Raw genomic sequence first — 22,212 nt, 5'->3', positions numbered from 1 at the left:
ACGCATTAATTGGAGCGGTATAAAATCTTAAAATATTTATGTGGAAGCGGAATTGTAATATATATTTAATATCTACCCACTTTACTTGGAGTGTTTCTTAAAAATTTCAGTATGGCAACTCTCCCGGAATTCTGATTTCGTTTAAGAGCTTTTCATAGAGCTTACATACTGCAAAAGAGTAGAAAAGTTAAATGGGCTATTTGACCTGTAGATTAAAAACTGTACTGGGTCGAAAGCACCAGAGAAATACCTACAGGAAATAAAAACTGAAAAGGACGATTTGCAAATGAGTGATTTACTGATTTATTTAGACGGGAAATTTGTCCCAAAAGCTGAAGCCAAAGTTTCGGTCTATGACCACGGATTCCTCTACGGCGATGGTGTGTTCGAAGGTATAAGGGCATACAACGGACGTGTCTTCAAGTTAAAGGAGCACGTCGACAGGCTTTATGACTCAGCAAAAGCAATCGCAATGGACATCCCAATCACAAAAGAAGAAATGACCGAGATAATCCTTGAGACCCTCAGGAAAAACAACCTCAAAGATGCTTATATCCGCCCCATCGTCTCAAGAGGAATCGGCGACCTCGGGCTTGACCCCCGCAAATGTGATAAGCCAACTGTCGTTGTTATCGCCCAGGGATGGGGAGCCATGTACGGCGATCTTTACGAAGTAGGGCTCACCGGAGTTAGCGTCTGCGTCCGTAGAAATGCCCCGGATGCCCTGTCCCCGAACATCAAGTCCCTGAATTATCTCAACAACATACTCGCAAAGATTGAAGCCAACGAAAAAGGAGGAGATGAAGCCATTTTCCTTGACCAGAACGGCTTTGTTTGCGAAGGCTCGGGAGACAATATCTTTATTGTCAAAAACAACCAGGTCTTTACTCCCCACACAATAAGCAACTTAAAAGGCATCACAAGAGCTACAGCCATCGAACTTCTGGACGAGATGGGATACAAAGTCATCGAATCAAATCTCGGCCTGTTTGACCTCTACACAGCAGATGAAATCTTTGTCACCGGAACTGCAGCCGAATCAGCCCCCGTTACCAGGCTTGACGGAAGACTCATAGGTACAGGCAAACCCGGACCCCTTACAATGAAAATGGTTGAAGCCTTTGATAAAATAACCCAGAACACAGGCGCACCCATTTATAAATAAAAGAGTCTGTTCGATGAAAAGGCGCGACTCTGAAGACAAAAACAAAATTGCGGGATTTTTCCCGCCAAAATCTTTTTTCGATCAATATTTTTCCCAGTAAACCCTTTTAGCTGGAATCTATTTCGTTTACGGATGCAAGAACATATTGATATGCACCGGGAAATGCTATTAAGGAAAAAATCCATCTGAACCGATAAGATTTCAGGTTTGACTCTTATGAAACGCAAAGAATTTCGGGAACTTGTCTCTGTAGAGGAAGCTCGGAGAATAATAAACCGCCTTCAGATCCGTTCTGAAAAAGAAAGCTCAGCCCTTGAAAATGCCCACGGAAAAATCCTTGCAGAGGATATTATTACCGAAATTAATGTCCCCCCTTTTCCGAGAGCAACAATGGACGGGTACACGGTCCGGGCGGAAGATACGTATGCCTGCAGTGAAACAGAGCCTGTAAAGCTGAAACTGCTTGGGAATATCCCTGCAGGTTCGGATGCAAAATTCACGGTCTCGACAGGAGAAGCCATGGAGATTGCAACAGGAGCCCCGATTCCCAAAGGGGCTGATGCTGTGGTTATGGTTGAATATACCTCTGAAGAAAACGGGACTGCACTTATCTCCAGACCTGTAACCGTGGGAGAAAATATCATGAAAGCAGGCTCTGATATCCTGAAAGGAGAAAGGGTGCTGCGCAGGGGAAGGAAACTGGGAACAAGAGAAATCGGAGTCCTGGCTTCCATAGGAAAAAAAGAAGTTCCCGTAATCAGGCTACCTGTCGGAATAATTTCGACTGGAGACGAACTGGTTAATCCGGGAGAAAAACTGGCTTCGGGGAAGATATATGACGCAAACTCCTACACACTGTACACAGGAGTCCGGGAATGTGGAGCTTTCCCCCTGAATTACGGGATTGTAAAGGACAACGAGAATGTGATGGAAAAAGCGCTTGAAACTGCGGTTTCGGAGTGTGCCCTTATCCTGACTTCGGGCAGCACGTCATCCGGGGCTGGGGATATGATGTACCGGTTAATAGACGAAGCAGGAGAGACCCTTGCCCACGGAATCAACATAAAACCTGGAAAACCTGTAATAATCGGCATCATAAAAGATGTCCCGATAATCGGGCTTCCCGGGAACCCTACATCTGCTTTAATGATCTTCAATGAATTTGTGGCTCCTCTTCTTAGAAAATCCCTTGGAGCAGAAGCTGGAATCAAAAAAACGGAAGAAGGAATAATGGGTATGGATCTCCGTTCCGAAGGGAGGCAGCAGCTCCTTCCCGTAGGCATGGTAAGGGGACGGGTTTATCCTGCAGACAGGGGCTCAGGGGCCATAACATCTCTTTCCGGAGCAGATGGCTTTATAGAAATCCCACCGGAGACAGAGTATATAGAAGCAGGAACTCCAGTGGAAGTCACCCTTTTTGGAGAAGTTGAAAAGCCGGACCTGCTCATAGCAGGCGGTTTCTGCCCCGGACTTGATGTTCTGGAAGACCTTAGCGGACTCAGGTTCAGAACACTTAACACCGGCTCAAGCGGGGGTTTCAGTGCAATTGCCACAGGCATGGCGGATATCGCAGGAGTGAACATGCCCACCAGATATTCCGAAGGACAGACCGGGATCCTGCCAAATGAGACCCGGTACAATACCCCCACAATAGAGGCAATGGGGCTTTCCAGAGCTGTGCTTGTTAAAGGATACAGGCGAGAAGTGGGGCTCCTTGTCAGACATGACAGCCTGGTTTCCGGACTTGAAGATCTGCCAGGAAAACGCCTGATTAACCGAAACAGAGGGTCGGGCACAAGGGCGCTTCTTGAGATGAAAATAGAAGAGCTAGCACGGGAAAGGGGAATAAGCAAAAAAGAGTTTACGGACTTAATCCCTGGATACGGTTCCGGAGCGAAATCTGAAGTTGCAGTCTGCGAGGCGGTTCTTTCAGGAAAGGCTGATGCCGGTGTGGGCATAAAGAACTGTGCGGAAAGAAACTGCCTGAAATTCCTAAAATTTGCAGAAGAAGAATATGACTTCCTGGTCAGAAAAGAGATACTGGAAACCCCTGAAGTCCGAAAATTCCTGCAAACCCTTAGCTCCACAGAATTTGCCTCAAAGCTTCCGGCTGGGCTGCAGGTATATGAGAGAACTGGAGAGAATATTTCTTTTGAATAAAGACGTTTGTTGTGTATATTTGCCAGAGGGCTTCCCATCAAGAAGATTTAAATATTATTATATATATTGAGATATATAAATGACGGCCCAATTTATTCACTTTCGGATCAATCAGTACAAATCATTTCATGCCAACAAAATAATGATAGCAGTAAAAACCGTTTAGCAGCGAGAGGACAAAATAATGATAGCAGTAAAAACCATTCAGTAGCGATAAAGATCATTCCATAGGTATATATATTTCATCCAACTATTCAGGATAAAATATCCAGATAACGGATCTGTTTTGGATCAAAAAAGGTTTATAGAGACCGTTTGGATGCGGTTTCTTTTTTAAAGTACTATGAAAATCATTTCTTCAGTCCCGAAATCGGCAGGTTCCAGATGAGCAGCATACAGGAGCAAATACAGGAAGTAGAAGACGAAATCCGAAAGACCCAGTACAATAAGGCAACTTCTCACCACATAGGCAGGCTAAAAGCCAAGATCGCCCGCATGCGGGACGAAATTGAGAAGAAAGCCTCCTCAAAGAGTGGAGGAGACGGTTACTCGGTCAAGAAATCGGGAGACGGTACCGTAACTCTTGTGGGCTTCCCATCGGTAGGGAAATCCACTCTTCTAAACAAAGTTACTGGCGCAAAATCAGAGGTAGCTGCATACGAATTCACCACCCTTACTGTAGTGCCTGGCGTGCTTGAGCACAAAGGCGCAACAATTCAGTTCCTTGACGTACCCGGGCTTGTAAAAGGCGCGTCTTCAGGGCGCGGACGCGGGAAAGAAGTAATTTCGGTCATAAGAAACTCCGACATGGTTATCTTTTTGCTTGATGTTTTTCAGCCCAAGCACTATGAAGTGCTTATGGACGAACTTTATCAGGCAGGAATCCGTGTGGATGAGGTACCCCCTGACGTTACCATCAAGAGAAAGGACAGAGGTGGAGTCGAGATAAACTCAACCATTGATCTTGACCTCGATGAAGAGACCATCAAAGCCGTGCTGGATGAATACAAAATCCACAATGCCCATGTCCTTATAAGAGAAAACATCACTGTGGACCAGCTCATAGATGTCGTCCTGGACAACCGGAGTTATGTCCGCTCTTTGATCGCGGTCAACAAGGTTGACCTTGCCTACCCTCAGCTGATAGAAGAGTGTAGGAAAATGTACCCGAACTCAATTTTCATCTCAGCCCATAAAGGCACTAATATCGAGGCTCTCAAAGACGCTATTTATGACTGCCTGGGCTTTATTCGAGTCTACCTGAAACCTCAGGGAGGACCAGCAGATATGGAAGAGCCCCTTATAGTTATGAGCAGGACAAACATAGGTCAGATCTGTGACCGTCTGCATCGCGATTTTCGCAGGAAGTTCCGCTATGCCCAGATATGGGGCCCATCTGCAAAACACCCCGGGCAAAGAGTAGGGCTCGATCACAGAATGGAGGACGAGGATATCCTCACGATAATAATCCAGAAGTAAAAGGAAAGCGAAAGGGAAGAAAAAAGGAAGAAATCGATCTTTCGCATTCCGTAGTTTTATGACTTAGTTTTTTTGAATATAATGAGTTTTTTGAATATAATTTTTTTTCAAATCTAACCTTTTTCTTAACCGGTCTTTTTGATGTTACTTTTTGATATATATACTCTTAAAGAGCCTGTATTGTTTCAGAATTGCCGGAGAAAATGTTTCTTTTTCTGTCGGTTTCTGATTCGATAGAGCCTTTAGCTTCGACTTCCTCCTCGAATTCCGCAGCACATTCAGCCGGGCTCTTCCTGGAGATTTGTCCAGAGAGTTTCTTATGCAGCTCAACCTTTACACTGGTTCCGATACCAGACCTTTTCTTTGCAGCCTCAAGAATTGCTGCCAGCATACCGGAGTAGGAGATATTGGTATAAGCGGCCATTTTTGCAAGGTGCCCGTCCCAGCACCAGCCAGGGTTCGGATTTACTTCAAGCAATTTTGGCCTGCCTTCGGCGTCAAGTCTCCAGTCAAAACGAGCATAGTCGCGGCAACCCAACCTTGTAAAGAGAGCAAGGCAACATCTCAGAATTTCTTTTTCGGTCTTTTCAGAAAGTATCGCCGGTACGGATTTGATCTTCCAGTACGGAGAATCCGGGAGCCATTTGGCCTCATACCCACAGATTCTGGGGAGGTTTTCAGGGACTGCAGAGTAGTCTTCTTCCGTGATAGGCAGCACAGTACAGAAAGGCGGGTTTCCTATGATGCCAACACTGATGTCTTTCCCGGGAAGGAACTCCTCCAGCAGAAAAGGCTTATCAGACCCTATTTTTTCCCTCGTCTCCTTCATTATCTCAAATATTTCTTCCCTGCTGTGGACTATGCTTTTCTGCGTTATTCCGAAACTTGAATCTCCGGAATTGGGTTTTACAAGCAGAGGGAAAGAGAGAGAAAGCCTTGAAACGTCAGAATCCCCGGTAACGAGAATTCCTTTTGCCACAGGAATCCGCATCTCACGGGCGACCCCCCTTACAAGAGACTTATCATAGCAGAAGGCAAGGCACTGGGGGCCCGCGCCTGTATAAGGAATATTTAACTGTTCAAGCAGGGCAGGAACATGGAGCTCTTTTGTAGGGTCATTGTAAAAGCCTTCATCACAGAGGTTGAGTACAAGGTCAGTTTTTCCAGCCTTCTTTTTGAGGTCTTCGAGAAGGGTTTCGTGCCTGTCCAGGAAAGTGAATTTCATGTAAGGAATATCGGCAAGAGCCTTTTTCATTCTGTTAACAGTTTCGAAATCATCATCATCAAATACGCAGGCAGGCTTGACCTGATCTTCCTTTCGTGGGTCTCCGAGCACCACAACAACGTTCAGGGGCTTTTTACTTTCAGCATTCTGAAGAAGAGGCCAGGATTTCTCAACAGTTGCCGAAAACAGGATTCTCTGCCCCATCATTCCTGCATCCTGGGTCCCTGTTGATATGGGACTGAAAGTTGTATGAAAAGTAGGGATGCTAAAACCTGATGCAGTAAGCAACTCAAAAAGGCTTTCCCTGTTGTACAGCCTCTCAGCGTAAAACTGGTCTGCAATTATTCCCCGGTCGTTGCGACATATAACCTCCCTGCAGATCAGGCGGTCACCATCAGAAGAAAGAGCCCTTTCCCTGCATACGAAATACTTCCTGTCCAGCCATTCCCATGATCTCGGCTGAAAATTCTTTTTCATATAGTCCCCATCTACAGCATCAATAAAGACCCTGCCTCCGGGCTTCAGTACTCTGAAAACCTCCTCAAGCACTTTTCGATCATGCAGAGTGGAATCAAAGTATCCGAAGCTGTTTCCAAGGATGATAACTACAGAGAAAGTATCAGATGGATACGGAAGTTTTCTTGCGTCCCCTTCCCTAAACCTGACCTGCAGGTTTTCCTTCTGAGCCCTTGTTCTTGCTTTCCGGATAAGGTATTGGGACCTATCATAGCCTTCAACATTTGAAAACCCCCTTCTTGCCAGTTCCAGGACATGCCTGCCCTGTCCACAGCAAAGGTCAAGAACCGTGTCTTCAGGAGCAAGTCCGAGGATGGAAACAACAAGATCTGTTTCTTTCCTTGTAACTTCCATATCATCCAGAAGATCGGCATCGGTCTTGAGGTAAAGGGAGTTAAAAAGAGTCTGCCACCAATCGGATCGGACATGAGGTTCAAGGTCGTCAACCGGCCCGAGGGTTTTCGTCTGTGCGGTACCTTTAGCGCGTTTGCGCCTGGGATTTGAATCGGTAGTATTCTGGGTCATGATCTGATATCTTCCAGAAAAAAGTGTATGTGCTTTCAGTATATCAAGTTTATCGGAGGGTTGAAAACCCTTTATATACTGCAGGGGATAACCAACTAGATTTATAAAAGGATCAATAGGTTTTAAAAGGGCATTTAAAGATAAAAACGATTTTTTAGTTTTATTTAGAGAAACAATATTATATTTAGAGTTTAAAGGAAGATAAGATAAATAATAACATCTAAAAATGGAATTAAGATCATAATTATGGCTAATTCGATTAAAAGAAATGTATCACATTCTTTTTCAGCATTCTAAAGTATTATAACATTGTTTGCAGCTCCCAGGAGTAAAAAATTCCTGCAATTGTACTTCCAGCAGCAAGCACAATCAGTTGCCCTTGAAACTATCCGACTCCCAAGCCAGGCAAAGTATCCGCTCCTGTTAAGCGTCTCACCCACACAAAAAGCCCCGAAAAGGAAGAGGAGCACGTCCAGGTTGATTGCCCTGAAAACCTCCTGAGGTGGGATTTTCCCGAGCAACAATACCGAGAAAGCCCCCAGAGTCATAACCTGCCAGATATGCGGCCTCAAAGACCCCACCTGCCTCAGAGCGGTCAGTAAAAGGACTCCCATGAGGACGAGTACCGAAAGGTCGGGTTGAAGACACAAAAAGCCTTAAATCCCAGCTTTTACTGCATCCCAGAGCATTTCCATCTTTTCAAGCGGAGTGTTCAGAGGGATTTCGCAGCCTGTGGCAAGGATAAAACCTTTTTCCGGGGCTGCGGAGAGACAGCTTTTTACCTCATGCTCGATCTCAGCGCGAGAGCCGGCGAGAGGAGCGTCCGGGATGATGTTTCCCATAAGGCAGATGCCTGCACCCGAGAATTCATTAAACTCCTTGAAACAGTGCCTCGGGCCGCACCCGATGTTTTTGTGGTTATGGAGCTTTTTACATTCGACCCCGTACTTTTTGCCGAGCAGCCTGACGTCCCCGAAGGCAAAGTTAAGGGCATTGGGTTCTAGTTTCAATTCCAGGTCATAGAAGGCCTGGGCTGCGCAGTTATGAGAAATTACGTATCCTCCTTCAGCTTTGATATAGTCATAAAGTTTCTTCGTATACGGCAGCATGAATTCTTCAGCCATCTGGGGGCTGAAAAGGTCGCCTGTGCTTTCTCCGTTTTCGACAAAAATGCCGTCAGCTCCAGCTTCAAGCAGGGAGTCGGCAAAAAGTATGCAACTTTCCGTAAGTTTATCCAGCAGGGCGTGTAAACCTTCCCGGTCCTTGAGCATATCAATACAGAGCCTGCTACCCCCCATGACCTGAGAAACCAGCATCAAAGGAGCCATAGTTGCTCCGGTAATAAAGGCTTCGTCCCCGATTTCTTTCTTGAGAATTTCTATTGATCCGGCAACGGTCTTCACCCGCTCCGAACGCTCGACGTCCATTGGATTTATCTTTTCATGTTCTGCCGCAGACTTCAGGGCATACTTCTCAACAGTCGGGTACCCGTTTTCCTTGATGTTCACCTTCGTCCCTAGCGCCTCAGCTTCCACGAGAAGGCAGCCCCATGGAGACATCACATTGTCGTGGTGATACATCTCCCGCGCAAGGATCTGCGCCCTTGCAATTCCCTCTGCAGAACCGTAGGCGTCCTTGAGGCTTGCACCCATCCGCTCCAATACCGCATGCCCTGCTCCGAACCACAGGTAGCCGTATGGGACACGGTCTACATCTTTTCTTTCGAGTGCGTTAATAAAACGCTCCCTTGAGGTCATTTCCGCTTCCATATGATATCTCCTTTATTAAGTTTCCAGATATCACTATAAAAGTAGTTTTATAAATACCAGGGAGTTTGAACTGAAGATGAATGTCTTTTTTCATACTGATCACATCATATGTTCAAACCTGCATAAACATGAAAACTTTCAGGTCTCAAAATAGAAATAACCTAAGTCACGGCCTTTATAAAAAAATTCCAGGGACTTCAGCTAAACTTCCGCTTTAATCAGAGAATAAATAGCTAACTGCGAAATATTTAACATAAACACTGAAGTATTACAAAACATGACAGAAATGTTTACATTTTCTGCAATGGTGAAAAAGGAGAATGAGCAGTACGTATCCTCTTGCCTGGAACTGGACATATCAAGCCAGGGAAAAACGATTGAAGAAGCAGTTTCGAACCTGAAAGAAGTGGTTGAGCTTCATATAAAAAAAAATGACATCCCCCTTCCGATCAAGCGCCCATTTTTAACAACATTTAAAATAACCGGGAAAAGGTCCGGAGAGAAAACGGTGCGATAAAGAAAAAGTTGTGAGAAGAAGCCCGGTGCCACCCTCATCCCTTACGGTGTCCCCCAACACAGCAGCTCTGAAAATACATTCCCATCAACATATTGCCAGAGCAGGAGCAGGTAACTCCGGGCGATTCTTTAACAATCCGCCAAGACTTCACTATTCGGTCATACCTATTTCTTCCAGCTCCATTATATAGAGAGAATGTAACTTACTTTAAATTAATTATACAAAAAATTCATTCTAAACAAAAAATACGTTCATAGAAAAAGTTTTAAAGCCAGCACACGACTTGTTATATAATTTAGCATTTGACCTGAAAATCCCGCAAAAAAAGTTCTGAGATGGCACAAAAATTAAGTACATGAATTATGTTATAAGTAAAAGCTTTCATGCGCAGTCCTGTAGGGTAGTGGTCAATCCTTCGGGCCTTTGGAGCCCGGGACAGCGGTTCGAATCCGCTCAGGACTATAATTACTATTTTTATGGAGAATCCCCTGGACAAATGTAATTTTGAAATTCCCCATTCATAATAAAATAAAAATCGAGTTTTGAAAATTTATTATCTCCAGGTTAAATCGCTCCTTTTCTTTCTCAGTCCGCTTAAGTAAAATATAATTCTACACCAAAAAGTTTGCTTGAGAAAAATATGATTCTACGCCAAAAAGTTTGCTTGAGAAAAATATGATTCTACACCAAAAATTTGAGGTTCAATTTTCCAGCCTACAATTATGTGTAGTTGCTAGGTTTACATATGACCAATTATTAATCTATTATACCAAACTTTGACGAAAAAAGGATTTAGTGATCATATCGGTCGTGAGGGTTAAGCTACGCGTTAACCAGCGAAAAAACATAATAAACATATATTAAATGTACTAAAAAGATATCATGAAAAATATTCTAATTTGTGATGTTGACCTGCTGAAAGCAAAAATAATGAATCGAATGCGATTTTCAAGAAAGTAATCCCCTCAGAAAGCAAAATTCGTTTTAAGATCTCGACGGTCGACGGCAAAAAAATTCACTGCAGACTGGTTTTACAACGATGTCTCTCAGAAACGTCTATTTATATTTTCACGTTGACTTTTTTTGGAACCGAGTTTACACTTTTCCCGGAGATTTTAATTCCCTTATTATTCCTTTTACCTGTTTATCCGTTTTAAGTATATACAGATAATAAATGCAGATAATCAAACCGGAGATTACTACAAGAAGGACCTGGTTTATTCCTGCGATTTTGAGAGCTACCAGAACTGCTCCCGCAGGGATAAAGAGGATCAGGTTTGAGAATACAATTTCCAGGGCTCTTGAAGTCTTTACGCCAGAGTAGTACATCATTTTCAGGCATAGGTACCCGTATACCACAATGCCTGATATGGAGAAAAGGACAAGGGCCACACGGGCATTTCCCAGCAAGCCCCCGATTGTGAGGGACAGGAAACGGGTTACTAGATTGAAGAAATTGTAGTTGAAGCCGAAGTGAAGCTCTTCTACTACCAGGTATATTGTGGTCAAAGGGGAAGAGATAAACCATACAAATGCCCAGAGGCTCAGGATCTGGGCATAGACTCCTGCCTCTGTCCAGGCGCTCCCGAAAATCACGGTGAAGACGTCGCTTCCGACAATTGTGAGGATCAATATAGGGAACATGCCTATGAGCACGAGCATTCGGAACACACTTTCAACAAGAGTACTGAGGGTGCCTTCGGATATTGCCCTTGACGCTCTCTGGTAAAATACCTGTGAGATCGAACCTCCAATAAAACTCATGGGTAACTGAAGCAGGCGGAACCCGAGGGAGTAAAAGCCAACAACTGCAGGAGTAAAAAAAGCTGAAAGGAGAAAAGCCGGAAGCTGCCAGGAGATCGAGTTCATAAGTGCGGACCAGATATCTATGAGCGGAAGTTTGCGGTGCCTTATTGCACCTTCGTATATTTTTTTCCAGCCCAGGCTCTTTTTTATCAGACGCCTGTCATCTCTCCAGATCTGCCCTCCAAGCACGAATGTCGCTACAGACTGGCCTACAAGGCTTCCCCCGATTAAACCGGCTGCAGTTGTGGGCTTTTCTACAACCCCGAGAGTAATCTGGGTTGCAGTGGTCGAAACTGAACTGGAAATTCTTGAGAAGGAGAGCCTCTTGAAGAGTTTTGTTCTTGAGTTCCACTGGTTAAGTGCGAGAAAAACTCCGTTCACAAACACGAACGGAGGCACAAGCCAGAGATATTCTTCGATCTGCGGGGCATTTAGCAGATCAACTATCCGGGACTGAAAGTGCCATATAAATGGCACGGTTAAACCGGTAACAGCAAGGGCGGAGAGGAAACTAAGGCCTAAAAGGTTTACTGCTTCCTCTTCGGACTCTGGTAGCATTATGGAATAATCATACCTGAGGCATGCAATAATGCTTATAATGCTCGTTATGGAGATATACAGGGCCCAGACTCCAAAATCCTCCGGTCCGTAAAGGCGGGTCAGAACAGGAGCTGCCAGAATCGTAAGGATCTGAGCAAAGGTCGTTCCGCCTGCAAGTGTCAGCACATCTGATACAAAACTTGCCTTCTTTTCTTTTTTTGATGACTTTTTTACCGCTTTTTCCGTCTTTTCATCCATAGCCAGTACCCTGAAAAAGTCGTTTTTTCAGCACCCTGAACCTATACTTCCTGACTTCTGTCTTTTTAAGCGCATACATGCTGTTCCGCAAATCTGTGAAGTCAGATGATTGCGGTTTAGAGATTCTACCCTGAATCTAATGTGCTTAAGCTTAAGCGCATAAGTCAGCATCAGACGACGTCTATGCGCTTAAAAATGTGGAACTAAGGATACTTACTTTTTACCCAGATTCTTTTTTCTCCCTTTCCCATTTCCTATAACCAAATTCTCCCTTATAAACTCATCCGAATCAACAGAACTCTTCGCCCAGTAGTGACAGTCTATATCCAGAAAACGCATGAATAACGGATTTTTCAGGCATAATTCCAGCTTTGTAGCTTCTAATCCTGCGGATAAGAAAATTATTGAACTTTTAACAGAAAGTCACTGTTAACTTTTTAACAGCATGAATTGCCGAGATCAACATCAATCAGGTATCTTCTTGAGGCAGCTATATCACCGCAAAAAAGAAATCCATTTGAGCTGCCGATTGATGTTGTTTTTACCCCTGTAAATGAAGCCAAACTTAATCTTTTAACTGATCCTTACTTTTGGGTCCCCGGTTCAACCTGACTGGTCCACCAGTTATAGATTTCCTCTCCGCTGGTAATCCAGGCGTTTTTACCGGCACAGTACTCAAGGATTTTTTCGTAGTATTTAAGGTTCTCTCCCTCAATGCAAGTATTATTGTGCCACAGGATTGTGATCACACCGTTATACCGTTCAACCGTATTGATAAGGTGCTTTGTACATTCCCAGGCTTTTTTGACATCAAGGCGCATGTAGTCTTTAAAAAGCGAACGGTCCATAATAACCAGCGGGATTTCCAGAATATCGATCTGACGCCCTTCATTCAAATTAAAAGGCCTAAAAGGATGACACATCCCATTCCTGAAGCCTGCACAGTCTGGATACCCAAGTGTGGTATCGTACTTGAACCCTGCTTTGCTCAACAACTCCCAGGTCTCAGGGACGCTAAACTTTAGATAGTGATTTCTGTACCCTATAATTCTTTTACCCAGGACTTCTTCAACCCGCCTTTTTTTTTCTTTAAGGTCTTCCAGGCTCTTGTAGGACTCGTGTCCGCCGTGAAGGCCGACTTCCCACCCACTGTCGGAGATAAAACCCAGTTCCGATTCAAGGTCTCTAATATTATAATTAAAGTCCGTTTCTTCAGGGTTCAGGGCAAGGAAATAAAAACTGGATTTTGCATCATATTTTGCTTCCAACTTCACTATTTCCCTTAAGTTCCAGCATGGATTCCATTTCCTGTGAATCCTGGAAAAAGGGGTTTTCATTGCCTCGGTCAGGTTCCTTCTGGCAAGGGCTTTAATAGACCCGATAATCGGATACAGTTTATCCGGATAAACCGCGTCGATGTCGTGTGTGAGGCAGACCGCGAATTTTTTTCCGTCAGGATACTGCGGTTTCAGCCCGTTTTCTACCAGAAATTTGGAAACTCTCGGTTCGAAAATATTTCCATGCCCGCTCATGTAGTAAGGAAATCTCTCATATCTGTCGCGAAAAGTCAGGTCGTATTCTTCCTTTCTAGCATAGAGAGCCCAGAGTTCCTCGTTTTCTTTCAGTTTTTCAAACATGATTCTCGCCCTATTTTTCCAGATTTAAAAGACAAATTAGTCTTAAAAAAGGAGAATTTTCCCCTTCATATTATCTCATGTGAGTTTTTGTCTCCCCTCCCTATTCCCTTATACACAAATCCCTTTCCGATAAACTCCCCTGGTTCGACTACATTTCGCCCGTCAACAATTACCGGATTACTTTTCCCGCTTACTTTTTTCACCCAATCAGCTTTCACATCATGGTACGCACTGTGTCCCGCAAACACAATAACAGCATCCGCACCTTTTATAACTTCTTCCAGGTTATCAGAAATCTCGACGCCCGGATAATTGACAACATAAGGATCGTGCACCATAACACTGGCTCCGGCTTTCAGGCAGAGATCCCTGTAAGGTTCTGATGGGGTGTTCCTGGCATCGTCCGAGTCTTTGATAAATGCCCAGCCGAGCATTGCAACCTTTGAGCCCTTCATTTCTTTCCCCAGCCTCTCAAGGGCTGCAACAGTCAGGTTGTACATGTGTACAGGCATGAAGTCATTGACTTTTCTGGCAAGCACATAGATTGAATCCGCACCTTCGGGATAGTCCAGCTGTCCTGTCCCGATCTTGACGCCTCTTTCCAGGTGATATGTATCCTTTGTCAGGCAGTGACCTCCAACTCCTGCTCCGGGCCAGAGGACAGCTCTTGTTATACCCTCACCTTTTAAGCTGTCAACCCCGGTCCTGACGTCATAGACATTTATACCCATAGCTTCACAGTATAGGGCAAGCTGGTTGATTGCTGCAATTTGAAGGTCGCGAAAAGTGTTTTCTGCAGTTTTTGTAACCTCTGCCGCGGTTGCACTCATCGGAATAACTTTTCCAACCGTGAGCACGGGTGAGTAAAGCTCAAAAGCCCTTTTTGTGCTTGCCTCATTAATTCCACCTACGATCCTATCGTGTTCCCTTATGTTTTTCAAAAGCCTTCCTACCATTACCCTTTCAGGGGCATGGGCAAGGGCAAAATCTTCTCCTGCTTTCAAACCGGACTCTTCCTCAAGGATCTGTTTTGCCATATTTTCAGTTGTCCCTGGAGTGATTGTGGATTCGAGGACTACAAGCATACCCGGTCTCAGGTATTTTCCTGCGTTTCTGATCCCCTCTATGAGAGCACTGAAATCAGGCACCAGGTCTTTGGGATTCGCAAAAGGAGTCTGAATTGCAAGTGTAACTGCATCAAGTTCGGAGATCCTTGAAAAATCAGGGGTACATTCGAATTTGCCTGCTTTTACGACCTTTCCGATGAGTTCCTCAAGGTCTGGCTCTTCCCCTTTGAGCGGGCTTTCTCCCCGGTTGAGCATATCAATTTTGTAGCCTGAGCTTTTTGAGTTGCGCTGGAAGCCCAGTACTTTGTCAAAACAGGGAGCATCTGCGAATAAGACGGCTGCGGGGATTCCTACATAACCCATACCAAGTACTCCTATTTTTTTGATAGGGCCACGTTCCTTTAGAAGTTTTTCCAATTTGCTCATGCTTATCACTTTCCAGTATTGTTTTTAAGATAGTCTTCCATTTTTCTGAGGCTTTCGGACTTTTATTCCAGTAACCGTTATATCTCTGGTTTACTGCCCTACTTCGATCAATCTTTCTTCTTCGTAGGACTTGATGGCTGCCATTGCTACTTCAAGGGCATGTTTTCCATCTTCCCCGCAGGGATTAGGTTCTCTACCTGTCTTAATACAATCTATAAAGTAAACGAGTTCATTTTTCAGGGGTTCACTTGGCTCTACTTTGGCTTTTCTTATCCAGCCGTTGTCATGAAGTTCGACTGTCTGGTCGATGTAGTCCAGATAGGCTACACCTTTGATTCCTATTGCTGTCAGTTTCCTTACCTTATGAGGGGTCAACCAGTTTGTTTCTACAACACCTGCGAAATTATGGTCCATACGCAGGATAATTGAGGCATGGTCTTCAAAAAAGTGGATATCTGCACCAGCAATGGCGTAAACACCCCTTATCTTTTTGCCATAAAGGTATGAAATGACATCTATATCGTGAACACCGATATCCAGAATTACTCCAACATCCCTTATCCTTGGGTTGTAAGGGCCAACTCTCTTGGTAGAGATGGATACTATCTTGCCAAGGGTGCCCGAATCTATGATTTCTTTGAGCCTTATAATTGCAGGGTTGAAACGTTCAATGTGCCCTACCATGAGCACTTTATCTGCTTTCTTTGCAGCTTCGATCATCAGGTCTGCGTTTTCAACCGTGTCGGCGACTGGTTTTTCTACAAGGACATGAAGACCGGCTTCCAGGGCGTCAAGAACCACCTGTTTATGCAGTTTTGTGGGTACAACAACGCTTACTGCATCAAGGCCTTCGGCAAACATTTTTTGATAATCCGTAAAGGCTTTCGTTTTATACTGGGCAGCCATGGCTTCGACTCTGGCCTGGTCTACATCCGATATTCCGGCAAGTTCCACGCCCTCCATCTCACTGTAGATTCGGACATGGTTCTGGCCCATGGCGCCTGTGCCTATTACTCCTACTCTGATCAAGGTTTCACTTCCTGTATCTAAAAATGCGATTACTATCCGGGAATTACTCAATCGTTTGCATAAAATTCTCTGATTGTCTTAATTATCTTCTGCACGTCGTCTTCAGATAAAGCCGGATGTACAGGGAGGGAAAGAACCTCTTCTGCTGCTTTCTCAGAGACCGGCAGGGAATCTTTGTACCCCAGTTCCATATAATAGGGCTGTTTGTGGATGGGTATTGGGTAATGTGTCCCGGTTCCGATTTCATTTTCCTTCAGGAAAGCTGCCAGTTCGTCCCTCTTTTGAGCTCTGATTGTGTACTGATGGAAAACGTGGGTACAGTCAGGTTTTGTTATTGCAGGTACAACTTCTGAAATACCTTTTAGCCCGGCTGAAAGCATGGCCGCGTTTTTCTGCCTTGCAGCAGTAAACCCGTCCAGTTTTTCGAGCTGAACAAGCCCGATTGCGGCTGCAATATCAGTCATGCGCAGGTTAAAGCCCAGCATTTCATGCAGGTAGCGAACTCTTGAGCCATGAGCCCTGATCATCTTTGATTTTTCTGCTATTTCCTTGTCGTTTGTTGTGATCATCCCGCCTTCGCTTGTTGTCATGTTTTTAGTCGGGTAGAAGCTGAATGCCCCGGTTCCGAAACTGCCAACCTTTTTCCCGAGGTATTCTGCACCATGGGCCTGGCAGGCATCCTCTATCACAACAAACTTGTGGTCTTCAGCGATTTCCATTATGGCTTTCATATCCGCAGAGTGTCCGTAAAGGTGGACAGGCATAATGGCTTTCGTTTTTGAAGTAATCTTTTCCTGGATCTTTTCGGGATCTATATTATATGTATCCGGTTCAATATCTGCAAAAACAGGTTTTGCACCAGTGTAAAGAATGCTATTTGCAGTGGCAATAAAGGTGAAGGGGCTTGTAATTACTTCGTCTTCTTTTCCAATACCGTGGGCAAGAAGCGCGATATGCAAGGCGGCAGTGCCGGAGTTTACAGCAGCTGCATACTCACAGGCGGTGTACTCAGAAAAAGCAAGCTCGAATTCTTCTACTTTCGGTCCCTGTGCAATCATGCCTGAACTCAGGACCTTTGTTACTGCATCAATCTCTTCCTTACCCAGCAGGGGCTTGGCGATTGGGATCATTTTCGGACCTCTTATAATAGTCTCAATAAAACTTTATCTTACTTAATTTTGGTTTTTTGATAGATTTATATTCGGTTAAATTCTTTAAGATCTTCAGGAAGCTCCTGTATTCTGGCAGGTACGCCGACCGCCAGCTTCCACGGAGGCACATCTTTTGTTACAAGGGCTCCTCCGGCAACCATTGCTCCCTCCCCGATCTCCACTCCCGGAAGCAGGGTGGCATTAGCGCCTACAGATGCTCCTTTTCTCAAAACAGGGCCTTTAAGCTCATATTTTTTACGAATAGGATATTTATCGTTGGCAAGAACAGCACATGGTCCAATAAATACGTTATCTTCGATAACCACATTCGTTGGAATATAGACGTTTCCCTGAATACTGACATTATTTCCTATCTTCACGTTTCCATCTATGATAACGTTCGTTCCGATAAGTACATTGTCCCCTATTTGTGTGTTTTCCCTGATCATTACGTTATGTCCGGTCTTGAAGTTTTTTCCGATCTTTACGCTGGAAAAAATTGTAGAACCTGCTCGTATAATCGAGTTCGGACCTATACTGCAACCCGGAAAATCAAAGTCCTCTATCTCCAGATCCTGTTTGAGAATCTCCATGAGGACTCTGTGTTCTGGATACCCCAGTATTACATTCTCCAGGATTACCGTATCTTTTCCGATTACAGAGGTGCCGTAAACCTTAGAAGAACTGTGAATTTTGACTTCTTTTGAGTTCATATTCTTCCCCCCGTTTTTCTCCTGTACCTTATAACTCATTCGGAGTGCTTTGAATCAAATCAAAGCAACATAATAATTATTTGTAAATTTATTGGGATTTTCCTATCCACGGAAGACCTGGCAAATTTATTGATCCGAACTGACCCCGAAGACGGTTATGATTTTTCTTTTTTCCCTGGACTCACTCCCTGAAGTTATTAACTGTATGAATTTCTTAGCTAGATATATTTTATACTTATTTAAGGTATTTGGTTTATTTGCCTCTCACTATTTTCCTGATTTCCTCTGATAAGTTTCTCTAATTAATTCTGGTTGATTTGCACGAATCGTCATATTCAGGCATAAAAATGCCTTTACTATCTTAAATAATACTTATTTAATACTACGATTTTACCCTGCTATTTTTCTCCTATTATAATGCCATTTCTCCTGACGCTACAATTATTATAGATTATAATTATATCAATAATTTTTATACGAAAGATTCTCTCCTTAAAAATTTTGGATGATTATCTCTTAAAGTCGTAGAACTGATCTGCCCTATCCTCGATCTAAAAATACAATTGACCTTTTTTTCTACTCCTTGGATCGGGACTTTCAGATATTTCAGGAACTTCCACCCTCTTTTCTGTATTCTTATTCGGGTCATATAGCTTGAATTCAGGAAATTAAAAGGAGGAGGATTTTTATATAAGATTGCACATCTGTTTCTTTTATATACCTGAATCAACTAGAGGAGGTCTGACTACGCTTACAAGTTTAATCTCATCAACTTCCGCTTCTTCGGGCACGCTAGCAATGATGACAACCCCTGGAGTTCCTGAAGGTGCATCAGTAGCCGTAGCAACTTTGCTTTTACTGTTACTTCTCAGGGATTTTCTTCCTCTGTCAAAGCACTGGGGAGATTCTGTGAAAACATCTCTGAATATGGGAATCCTTCCACTTCTGTTTTCTTTCGGTGCAGTTATTCTTTACAAACTTGTAGATCTCTTTTAAGATATGGAGGGTTCTTTAAAGCCTTGAATGCATGAACACCAAGAGAAATAAACTTTTGTACAACCTTATTCTTCATACCGGGCCTTTCCTGTCCACACTCGACGTGACATAAAATACAAGATAAAAATAGCTAGAAAAACCTCGTACTCACTTTTTTTTGACTAACTTCAAGATAGGCGGGTTGAAAGACTTATATTTTCCAGAGTTGAATAGTGATTTTAGGGTTAAGTAAAGTCTTCTCTTGACCCTGATGACATTTCTTCGGTATATTGTATATCTTAATTGCGGCACTGGCTTTCAATTTATAATTTATCTGGCTAACCGGCCAGCCTAATCTCTTATGGTGCAGGGAGAGATGGTGCAGGGAGAGATATCTGAAATATTTCCACAGGGATTCTGGAATTGATTAACAAATTAATCAGGAACTACCCAAAAAATAAAATCTTCTCAAAAATAACATTAAAGAAGATGGGGAATAACTCCAAAGAGGAAGACATTTATGAAACCGTGGATCATTGTGACCAGAGGGAGGCTTCGGGTTCTGTAAAACATAAATCCTATGATAAAACCTACAAAGGAGGTATAGAATATTTCACCCATGCTCCCATACCCGGAATGCATTAATCCGAAAAGGACACTTGTGATGATCAGGCCTTCGCGGCTGCCAAGGAACTCTTCGAGCCTGTTCTGCAGAATGGACCTGAAGATGATCTCTTCAATAAGCCCTACTAAAAAGACCATAATAAAAGTAAGTATCAGCAGGTAGGAAACTGAAAGGTCGGGGATGAGGTAGTTTGCCTCTATTATTAAGTATTCTCCTATTCCAAGCAGGAGACCCATAATTATCGAAAGTGGAATATAGAAACCTATCCTTTTGAAAGTTATTCCAAGCCGTTCTCGGGAAAAACCCTGGTGAGTCAGTGCAATGGTTACTGGAATTGTAAGGAGACCATAGATAAAGACAAATGAGTAAAGGGTTTCCTCATAAAATGCTGGCATTGAAAGGTTTACAAGTCGCAGGATTGGGAGCAGAATAAGGGCCTGATAAGTCTTCTGGATTTCCTCGTTTTTGATATACAACATGGAGAGAGAAAGCCCGAGAAGGATGACTGCATGCACCTCCATGGCTTCCAGAACCCTTCCAGAATAGATCATAAATTCCGCAAAAGCGATGGCTAAAATCGGAATAATCAGATAAAGCCCTATGTTTTTTAATGCAGGATTGTGTGTCGACCTATTTTCAGGCACATGCATTCCCTGATACTCAGATGTTTGCATCTCTTTATTACTATGGGAGTGCAGAGGGTCACGAATACCCTGACCTTCAGGTCGGGGATGAAGTGAACCCTCGCTGGCTGTTTTGTATTCGCTTAAACTGTATCAATCATCGTTTTTTTGTAAAATGAGGTTTTTTGACACCATAGCCACAGGTGGTTCCAGCTACCTATGGCTAGGATGTGATAAGCGTTGGAATTGCGCAGTTTTAGCCATGGCTATGGTCAGATTACCTACCACATCGTGTTGGTGCCTAAGTATCGATACAAGATATTCTACAATAAACGAGTTAAAAAGGATTGCGAGTCTATATTCCACAATATTTGCACAGAGAAAGGCTACAAAATCCATGCTCTGGAAGTTGTAGATAATCATGTTCACCTGTTCCTGGAATTCCACCCAAGCACCTCTCTATCAGAGGTGGTTCAATACTTGAAAGGAGGTAGTTCTTACAGATTGTTCAAGCTTCATCCTGAACTGAGAACACGATATTGGGGTGGAAGTCTATGGTCAAGTGGTAAATTCTATCGATCCGTTGGAAATGTAACCGCTGACACAATCAAGCACTACATTAAGGAGTCGCAGGGAAAACCGAAAACAGAGGTTCAATCATATAGATTAAAGTCTAGGCAACGGAAAATTGACGATTTCTAAGTACCAGAATAACCGGGCGGGCGGCCCATCAGCATACCCCATCCTTTAGGTTGGGGTGGCCGCACGCAATTTGATTTTCAGGTGTTTGCATCTCCTTATTTTCAGGTGTTTGCATCTCCTTATTTTCAGGTGTTTGCATCTCCTTATTTTCAGATGTTTGCATCTCTTTATTCTCATATGTTTCCATCTTCAGGCCTCCTCGGTAACGTTTATCCAGAGGCGCAGGTCCCTGTAAGGTACAGCCTTTTCAGTCTCATTGAAAAGCAGGAACTGAAGCTCCATATTCTCTCCTTCAACAGAGGGAGTAATCTCAAGGGGCTCTTCCAGGGTTGTGTTGTCATCAAGTTTTATATTTATCAGGTTTTCAGGTAATGGCAGGGATCTGTTTTCAAGCCTGACATCCATTGTATAGTTTACTGCTCTATGCTCATGGTTTGCGATCCCTATTACAACGGTCCCACTTTCTCCCTGCACATAATCCGTAGTATAGTTATCAGCTTTCCCATCGGGTCCGAGGATATAGAATTCGGTAAATGGTTCCTGTTCATGGGGAACTATGGATATATAAGCTACAGTTCCTACTAGAGCTAGAATGGAAATTGCCAGAAAAATCCGGAGTATTTTTTCCGTTGAAGACTCGGTTTTTCCCAGGACCTGAGCTAATAGAGAATAAGCAGAAGCCTTGAAAGAAACTCCAAAGGCTTTGTCTTCTGAAAACTGCCTTCTGCGAATATATGCTGCTGCACATGCAAGTATAACGAACACAGAGAGACTTACAAGAAGAGGCACTTCCTTAATCCCGAATGATGTATTATTAAGTACAAGTCCTATAAGAGGTACAACTGCGACACTCACTCCGACCGAAAGTGCTGCCCTCTCAATTCCCTCAAGTCCGGTTTTTGTCGGAAATAGCACAGCTGTAAGGGCATACCCTGGTAGGAATAATACCAGTGGTAGGCCAAGGACTGTGCGAATAAAACTCTCACTGAGTACGGGAATAAGTACGAAAATATCCGTAAGAACTACAAAGCCTACCACAAATAGCAGGTCAGATGGAAACTTCTGGTTCCCGGCCATATGACTCCTCATAAAATGGTTTTAATGTTTTTCTGGCTTTCCAGTTTTATCTTTCTTTTATGCAGGCTAATTGCCTATTTTAGTATTCCACTCGCAGGGTTTTTCAGAAAATCTTTCCGGCTGTTTTCTCCAGCTGGCTTTCTATAATCTTCTGCTGCGAAGAGTTGAGAACCGGAAGGTTGGGGATTGGCCCGAGTGTCAATTCCGGAGCTTTTTTCATCAGTAAA

Annotated in this window: 18 protein-coding genes and 1 tRNA gene; 7 read left to right on the top strand and 12 right to left on the bottom strand. The window is 43.6% G+C overall.

Translation table 11 applies throughout. The features are described from left to right. Window positions 1-286: 286 nt before the first annotated feature. The 3 genes from ilvE (at window position 287) to MSWHS_RS10990 (ending at window position 4,804) form a co-directional block, all read left to right on the top strand. Window positions 287-1,165 carry a branched-chain-amino-acid transaminase gene (gene ilvE, locus MSWHS_RS11000; RefSeq protein ID WP_048129896.1) on the top strand — a complete coding sequence of 293 codons (879 nt, stop codon included), beginning with the start codon at window positions 287-289 and terminating at the stop codon, window positions 1,163-1,165. Window positions 1,166-1,381: 216 nt separating this feature from the next. Continuing rightward, on the top strand, window positions 1,382-3,325 hold the full coding sequence (locus MSWHS_RS10995) for a molybdopterin biosynthesis protein (protein WP_048129897.1): 1,944 nt from the start codon (window positions 1,382-1,384) through the stop codon (window positions 3,323-3,325). A gap of 384 nt (window positions 3,326-3,709) precedes the next feature. Further along, complete coding sequence (locus MSWHS_RS10990; RefSeq protein ID WP_048130698.1) at window positions 3,710-4,804, top strand: GTP-binding protein; 1,095 nt, start codon at window positions 3,710-3,712, stop codon at window positions 4,802-4,804. 166 nt (window positions 4,805-4,970) lie between these two features. Here the strand turns inward: MSWHS_RS10990 and MSWHS_RS10985 are convergent, their stop codons facing one another. The 3 genes from MSWHS_RS10985 to MSWHS_RS10975 form a co-directional block, all read right to left on the bottom strand. Beyond that, window positions 4,971-7,070: a methyltransferase domain-containing protein gene (locus MSWHS_RS10985; RefSeq protein ID WP_048129898.1), complete on the bottom strand. Its 2,100-nt coding sequence runs from the start codon at window positions 7,068-7,070 to the stop codon at window positions 4,971-4,973. Window positions 7,071-7,363: 293 nt separating this feature from the next. After that, on the bottom strand, window positions 7,364-7,720 hold the full coding sequence (locus MSWHS_RS10980; RefSeq protein ID WP_048129899.1) for an SLC13 family permease: 357 nt from the start codon (window positions 7,718-7,720) through the stop codon (window positions 7,364-7,366). A 6-nt stretch (window positions 7,721-7,726) separates the two neighbouring features. Then, window positions 7,727-8,839: a methylcobamide--CoM methyltransferase gene (locus MSWHS_RS10975; RefSeq protein WP_048129900.1), complete on the bottom strand. Its 1,113-nt coding sequence runs from the start codon at window positions 8,837-8,839 to the stop codon at window positions 7,727-7,729. Between the two features lie 277 nt (window positions 8,840-9,116). Here MSWHS_RS10975 and MSWHS_RS10970 point away from each other — a divergent pair, with 277 nt between their 5' ends. Continuing rightward, window positions 9,117-9,356: a type II toxin-antitoxin system HicB family antitoxin gene (locus MSWHS_RS10970; protein WP_048129901.1), complete on the top strand. Its 240-nt coding sequence runs from the start codon at window positions 9,117-9,119 to the stop codon at window positions 9,354-9,356. 389 nt (window positions 9,357-9,745) lie between these two features. Next, window positions 9,746-9,818, top strand: a tRNA-Gln gene (locus MSWHS_RS10965). Window positions 9,819-10,451: 633 nt separating this feature from the next. Here MSWHS_RS10965 and MSWHS_RS10960 read toward each other — a convergent pair. From MSWHS_RS10960 to MSWHS_RS10935, 6 genes are all read right to left on the bottom strand, one after another. Then, complete coding sequence (locus MSWHS_RS10960; protein WP_048129902.1) at window positions 10,452-11,960, bottom strand: lipopolysaccharide biosynthesis protein; 1,509 nt, start codon at window positions 11,958-11,960, stop codon at window positions 10,452-10,454. 584 nt (window positions 11,961-12,544) lie between these two features. Next, the gene (locus MSWHS_RS10955; protein WP_048129903.1) at window positions 12,545-13,597 is read right to left on the bottom strand and encodes a polysaccharide deacetylase family protein; all 1,053 of its coding nucleotides are present in this window, start codon (window positions 13,595-13,597) and stop codon (window positions 12,545-12,547) included. Between the two features lie 65 nt (window positions 13,598-13,662). Further along, a complete protein-coding gene (locus MSWHS_RS10950; RefSeq protein WP_048129904.1) occupies window positions 13,663-15,090 on the bottom strand; it encodes a nucleotide sugar dehydrogenase in 1,428 nt (475 codons plus the stop codon). Window positions 15,091-15,180: 90 nt separating this feature from the next. Next, window positions 15,181-16,119 carry a UDP-N-acetylglucosamine 3-dehydrogenase gene (locus MSWHS_RS10945; protein WP_082088186.1) on the bottom strand — a complete coding sequence of 313 codons (939 nt, stop codon included), beginning with the start codon at window positions 16,117-16,119 and terminating at the stop codon, window positions 15,181-15,183. 47 nt (window positions 16,120-16,166) lie between these two features. Beyond that, on the bottom strand, window positions 16,167-17,249 hold the full coding sequence (locus MSWHS_RS10940) for a DegT/DnrJ/EryC1/StrS aminotransferase family protein (RefSeq protein ID WP_048129905.1): 1,083 nt from the start codon (window positions 17,247-17,249) through the stop codon (window positions 16,167-16,169). Between the two features lie 65 nt (window positions 17,250-17,314). After that, the gene (locus tag MSWHS_RS10935) at window positions 17,315-17,983 is read right to left on the bottom strand and encodes an acyltransferase (RefSeq protein WP_048129906.1); all 669 of its coding nucleotides are present in this window, start codon (window positions 17,981-17,983) and stop codon (window positions 17,315-17,317) included. Between the two features lie 798 nt (window positions 17,984-18,781). Here MSWHS_RS10935 and MSWHS_RS10930 point away from each other — a divergent pair. Then, window positions 18,782-18,979 carry a hypothetical protein gene (locus MSWHS_RS10930; RefSeq protein ID WP_048159069.1) on the top strand — a complete coding sequence of 66 codons (198 nt, stop codon included), beginning with the start codon at window positions 18,782-18,784 and terminating at the stop codon, window positions 18,977-18,979. A 459-nt stretch (window positions 18,980-19,438) separates the two neighbouring features. Here the strand turns inward: MSWHS_RS10930 and MSWHS_RS10925 are convergent, their stop codons facing one another. Next, window positions 19,439-20,257, bottom strand: coding sequence for a CPBP family intramembrane glutamic endopeptidase (locus MSWHS_RS10925; RefSeq protein WP_156151220.1), 819 nt, complete (start codon window positions 20,255-20,257; stop codon window positions 19,439-19,441). Between the two features lie 189 nt (window positions 20,258-20,446). Between MSWHS_RS10925 and tnpA the strand changes: the two genes are divergently transcribed. After that, complete coding sequence (tnpA, locus tag MSWHS_RS19390) at window positions 20,447-20,908, top strand: IS200/IS605 family transposase (RefSeq protein WP_082088120.1); 462 nt, start codon at window positions 20,447-20,449, stop codon at window positions 20,906-20,908. A 28-nt stretch (window positions 20,909-20,936) separates the two neighbouring features. Here the strand turns inward: tnpA and MSWHS_RS20425 are convergent, their stop codons facing one another. Together MSWHS_RS20425 and MSWHS_RS10915 are read right to left on the bottom strand one after the other, a co-directional pair. Next, a complete protein-coding gene (locus MSWHS_RS20425) occupies window positions 20,937-21,095 on the bottom strand; it encodes a hypothetical protein (protein WP_156151219.1) in 159 nt (52 codons plus the stop codon). Between the two features lie 2 nt (window positions 21,096-21,097). Beyond that, the gene (locus MSWHS_RS10915; RefSeq protein WP_048129908.1) at window positions 21,098-21,985 is read right to left on the bottom strand and encodes a DUF1616 domain-containing protein; all 888 of its coding nucleotides are present in this window, start codon (window positions 21,983-21,985) and stop codon (window positions 21,098-21,100) included. Window positions 21,986-22,212 lie beyond the last annotated feature (227 nt).

Origin of the sequence: Methanosarcina sp. WWM596 (assembly GCF_000969965.1) — an archaeon.
Lineage (GTDB): Archaea > Halobacteriota > Methanosarcinia > Methanosarcinales > Methanosarcinaceae > Methanosarcina.
This window is presented reverse-complemented; position numbering and strand designations above follow the sequence as displayed.

What these genes read in the sequence shown, in the direction of transcription:
- ilvE (WP_048129896.1), top strand. Translation starts at nt 287, where the DNA reads ATGAGTGATTTACTGATTTATTTAGACGGGAAATTTGTCCCAAAAGCT.
- MSWHS_RS10995 (WP_048129897.1), top strand. Translation starts at nt 1,382, where the DNA reads ATGAAACGCAAAGAATTTCGGGAACTTGTCTCTGTAGAGGAAGCTCGG.
- MSWHS_RS10990 (WP_048130698.1), top strand. Translation starts at nt 3,710, where the DNA reads ATGAGCAGCATACAGGAGCAAATACAGGAAGTAGAAGACGAAATCCGA.
- MSWHS_RS10985 (WP_048129898.1), bottom strand. Translation starts at nt 7,070, where the DNA reads ATGACCCAGAATACTACCGATTCAAATCCCAGGCGCAAACGCGCTAAA.
- MSWHS_RS10975 (WP_048129900.1), bottom strand. Translation starts at nt 8,839, where the DNA reads ATGGAAGCGGAAATGACCTCAAGGGAGCGTTTTATTAACGCACTCGAA.
- MSWHS_RS10970 (WP_048129901.1), top strand. Translation starts at nt 9,117, where the DNA reads ATGACAGAAATGTTTACATTTTCTGCAATGGTGAAAAAGGAGAATGAG.
- MSWHS_RS10960 (WP_048129902.1), bottom strand. Translation starts at nt 11,960, where the DNA reads ATGGATGAAAAGACGGAAAAAGCGGTAAAAAAGTCATCAAAAAAAGAA.
- MSWHS_RS10955 (WP_048129903.1), bottom strand. Translation starts at nt 13,597, where the DNA reads ATGTTTGAAAAACTGAAAGAAAACGAGGAACTCTGGGCTCTCTATGCT.
- MSWHS_RS10950 (WP_048129904.1), bottom strand. Translation starts at nt 15,090, where the DNA reads ATGAGCAAATTGGAAAAACTTCTAAAGGAACGTGGCCCTATCAAAAAA.
- MSWHS_RS10940 (WP_048129905.1), bottom strand. Translation starts at nt 17,249, where the DNA reads ATGATCCCAATCGCCAAGCCCCTGCTGGGTAAGGAAGAGATTGATGCA.
- MSWHS_RS10935 (WP_048129906.1), bottom strand. Translation starts at nt 17,983, where the DNA reads ATGAACTCAAAAGAAGTCAAAATTCACAGTTCTTCTAAGGTTTACGGC.
- MSWHS_RS10930 (WP_048159069.1), top strand. Translation starts at nt 18,782, where the DNA reads ATGATGACAACCCCTGGAGTTCCTGAAGGTGCATCAGTAGCCGTAGCA.
- MSWHS_RS10925 (WP_156151220.1), bottom strand. Translation starts at nt 20,257, where the DNA reads ATGCAAACATCTGAGTATCAGGGAATGCATGTGCCTGAAAATAGGTCG.
- MSWHS_RS20425 (WP_156151219.1), bottom strand. Translation starts at nt 21,095, where the DNA reads ATGGAAACATATGAGAATAAAGAGATGCAAACATCTGAAAATAAGGAG.
- MSWHS_RS10915 (WP_048129908.1), bottom strand. Translation starts at nt 21,985, where the DNA reads ATGGCCGGGAACCAGAAGTTTCCATCTGACCTGCTATTTGTGGTAGGC.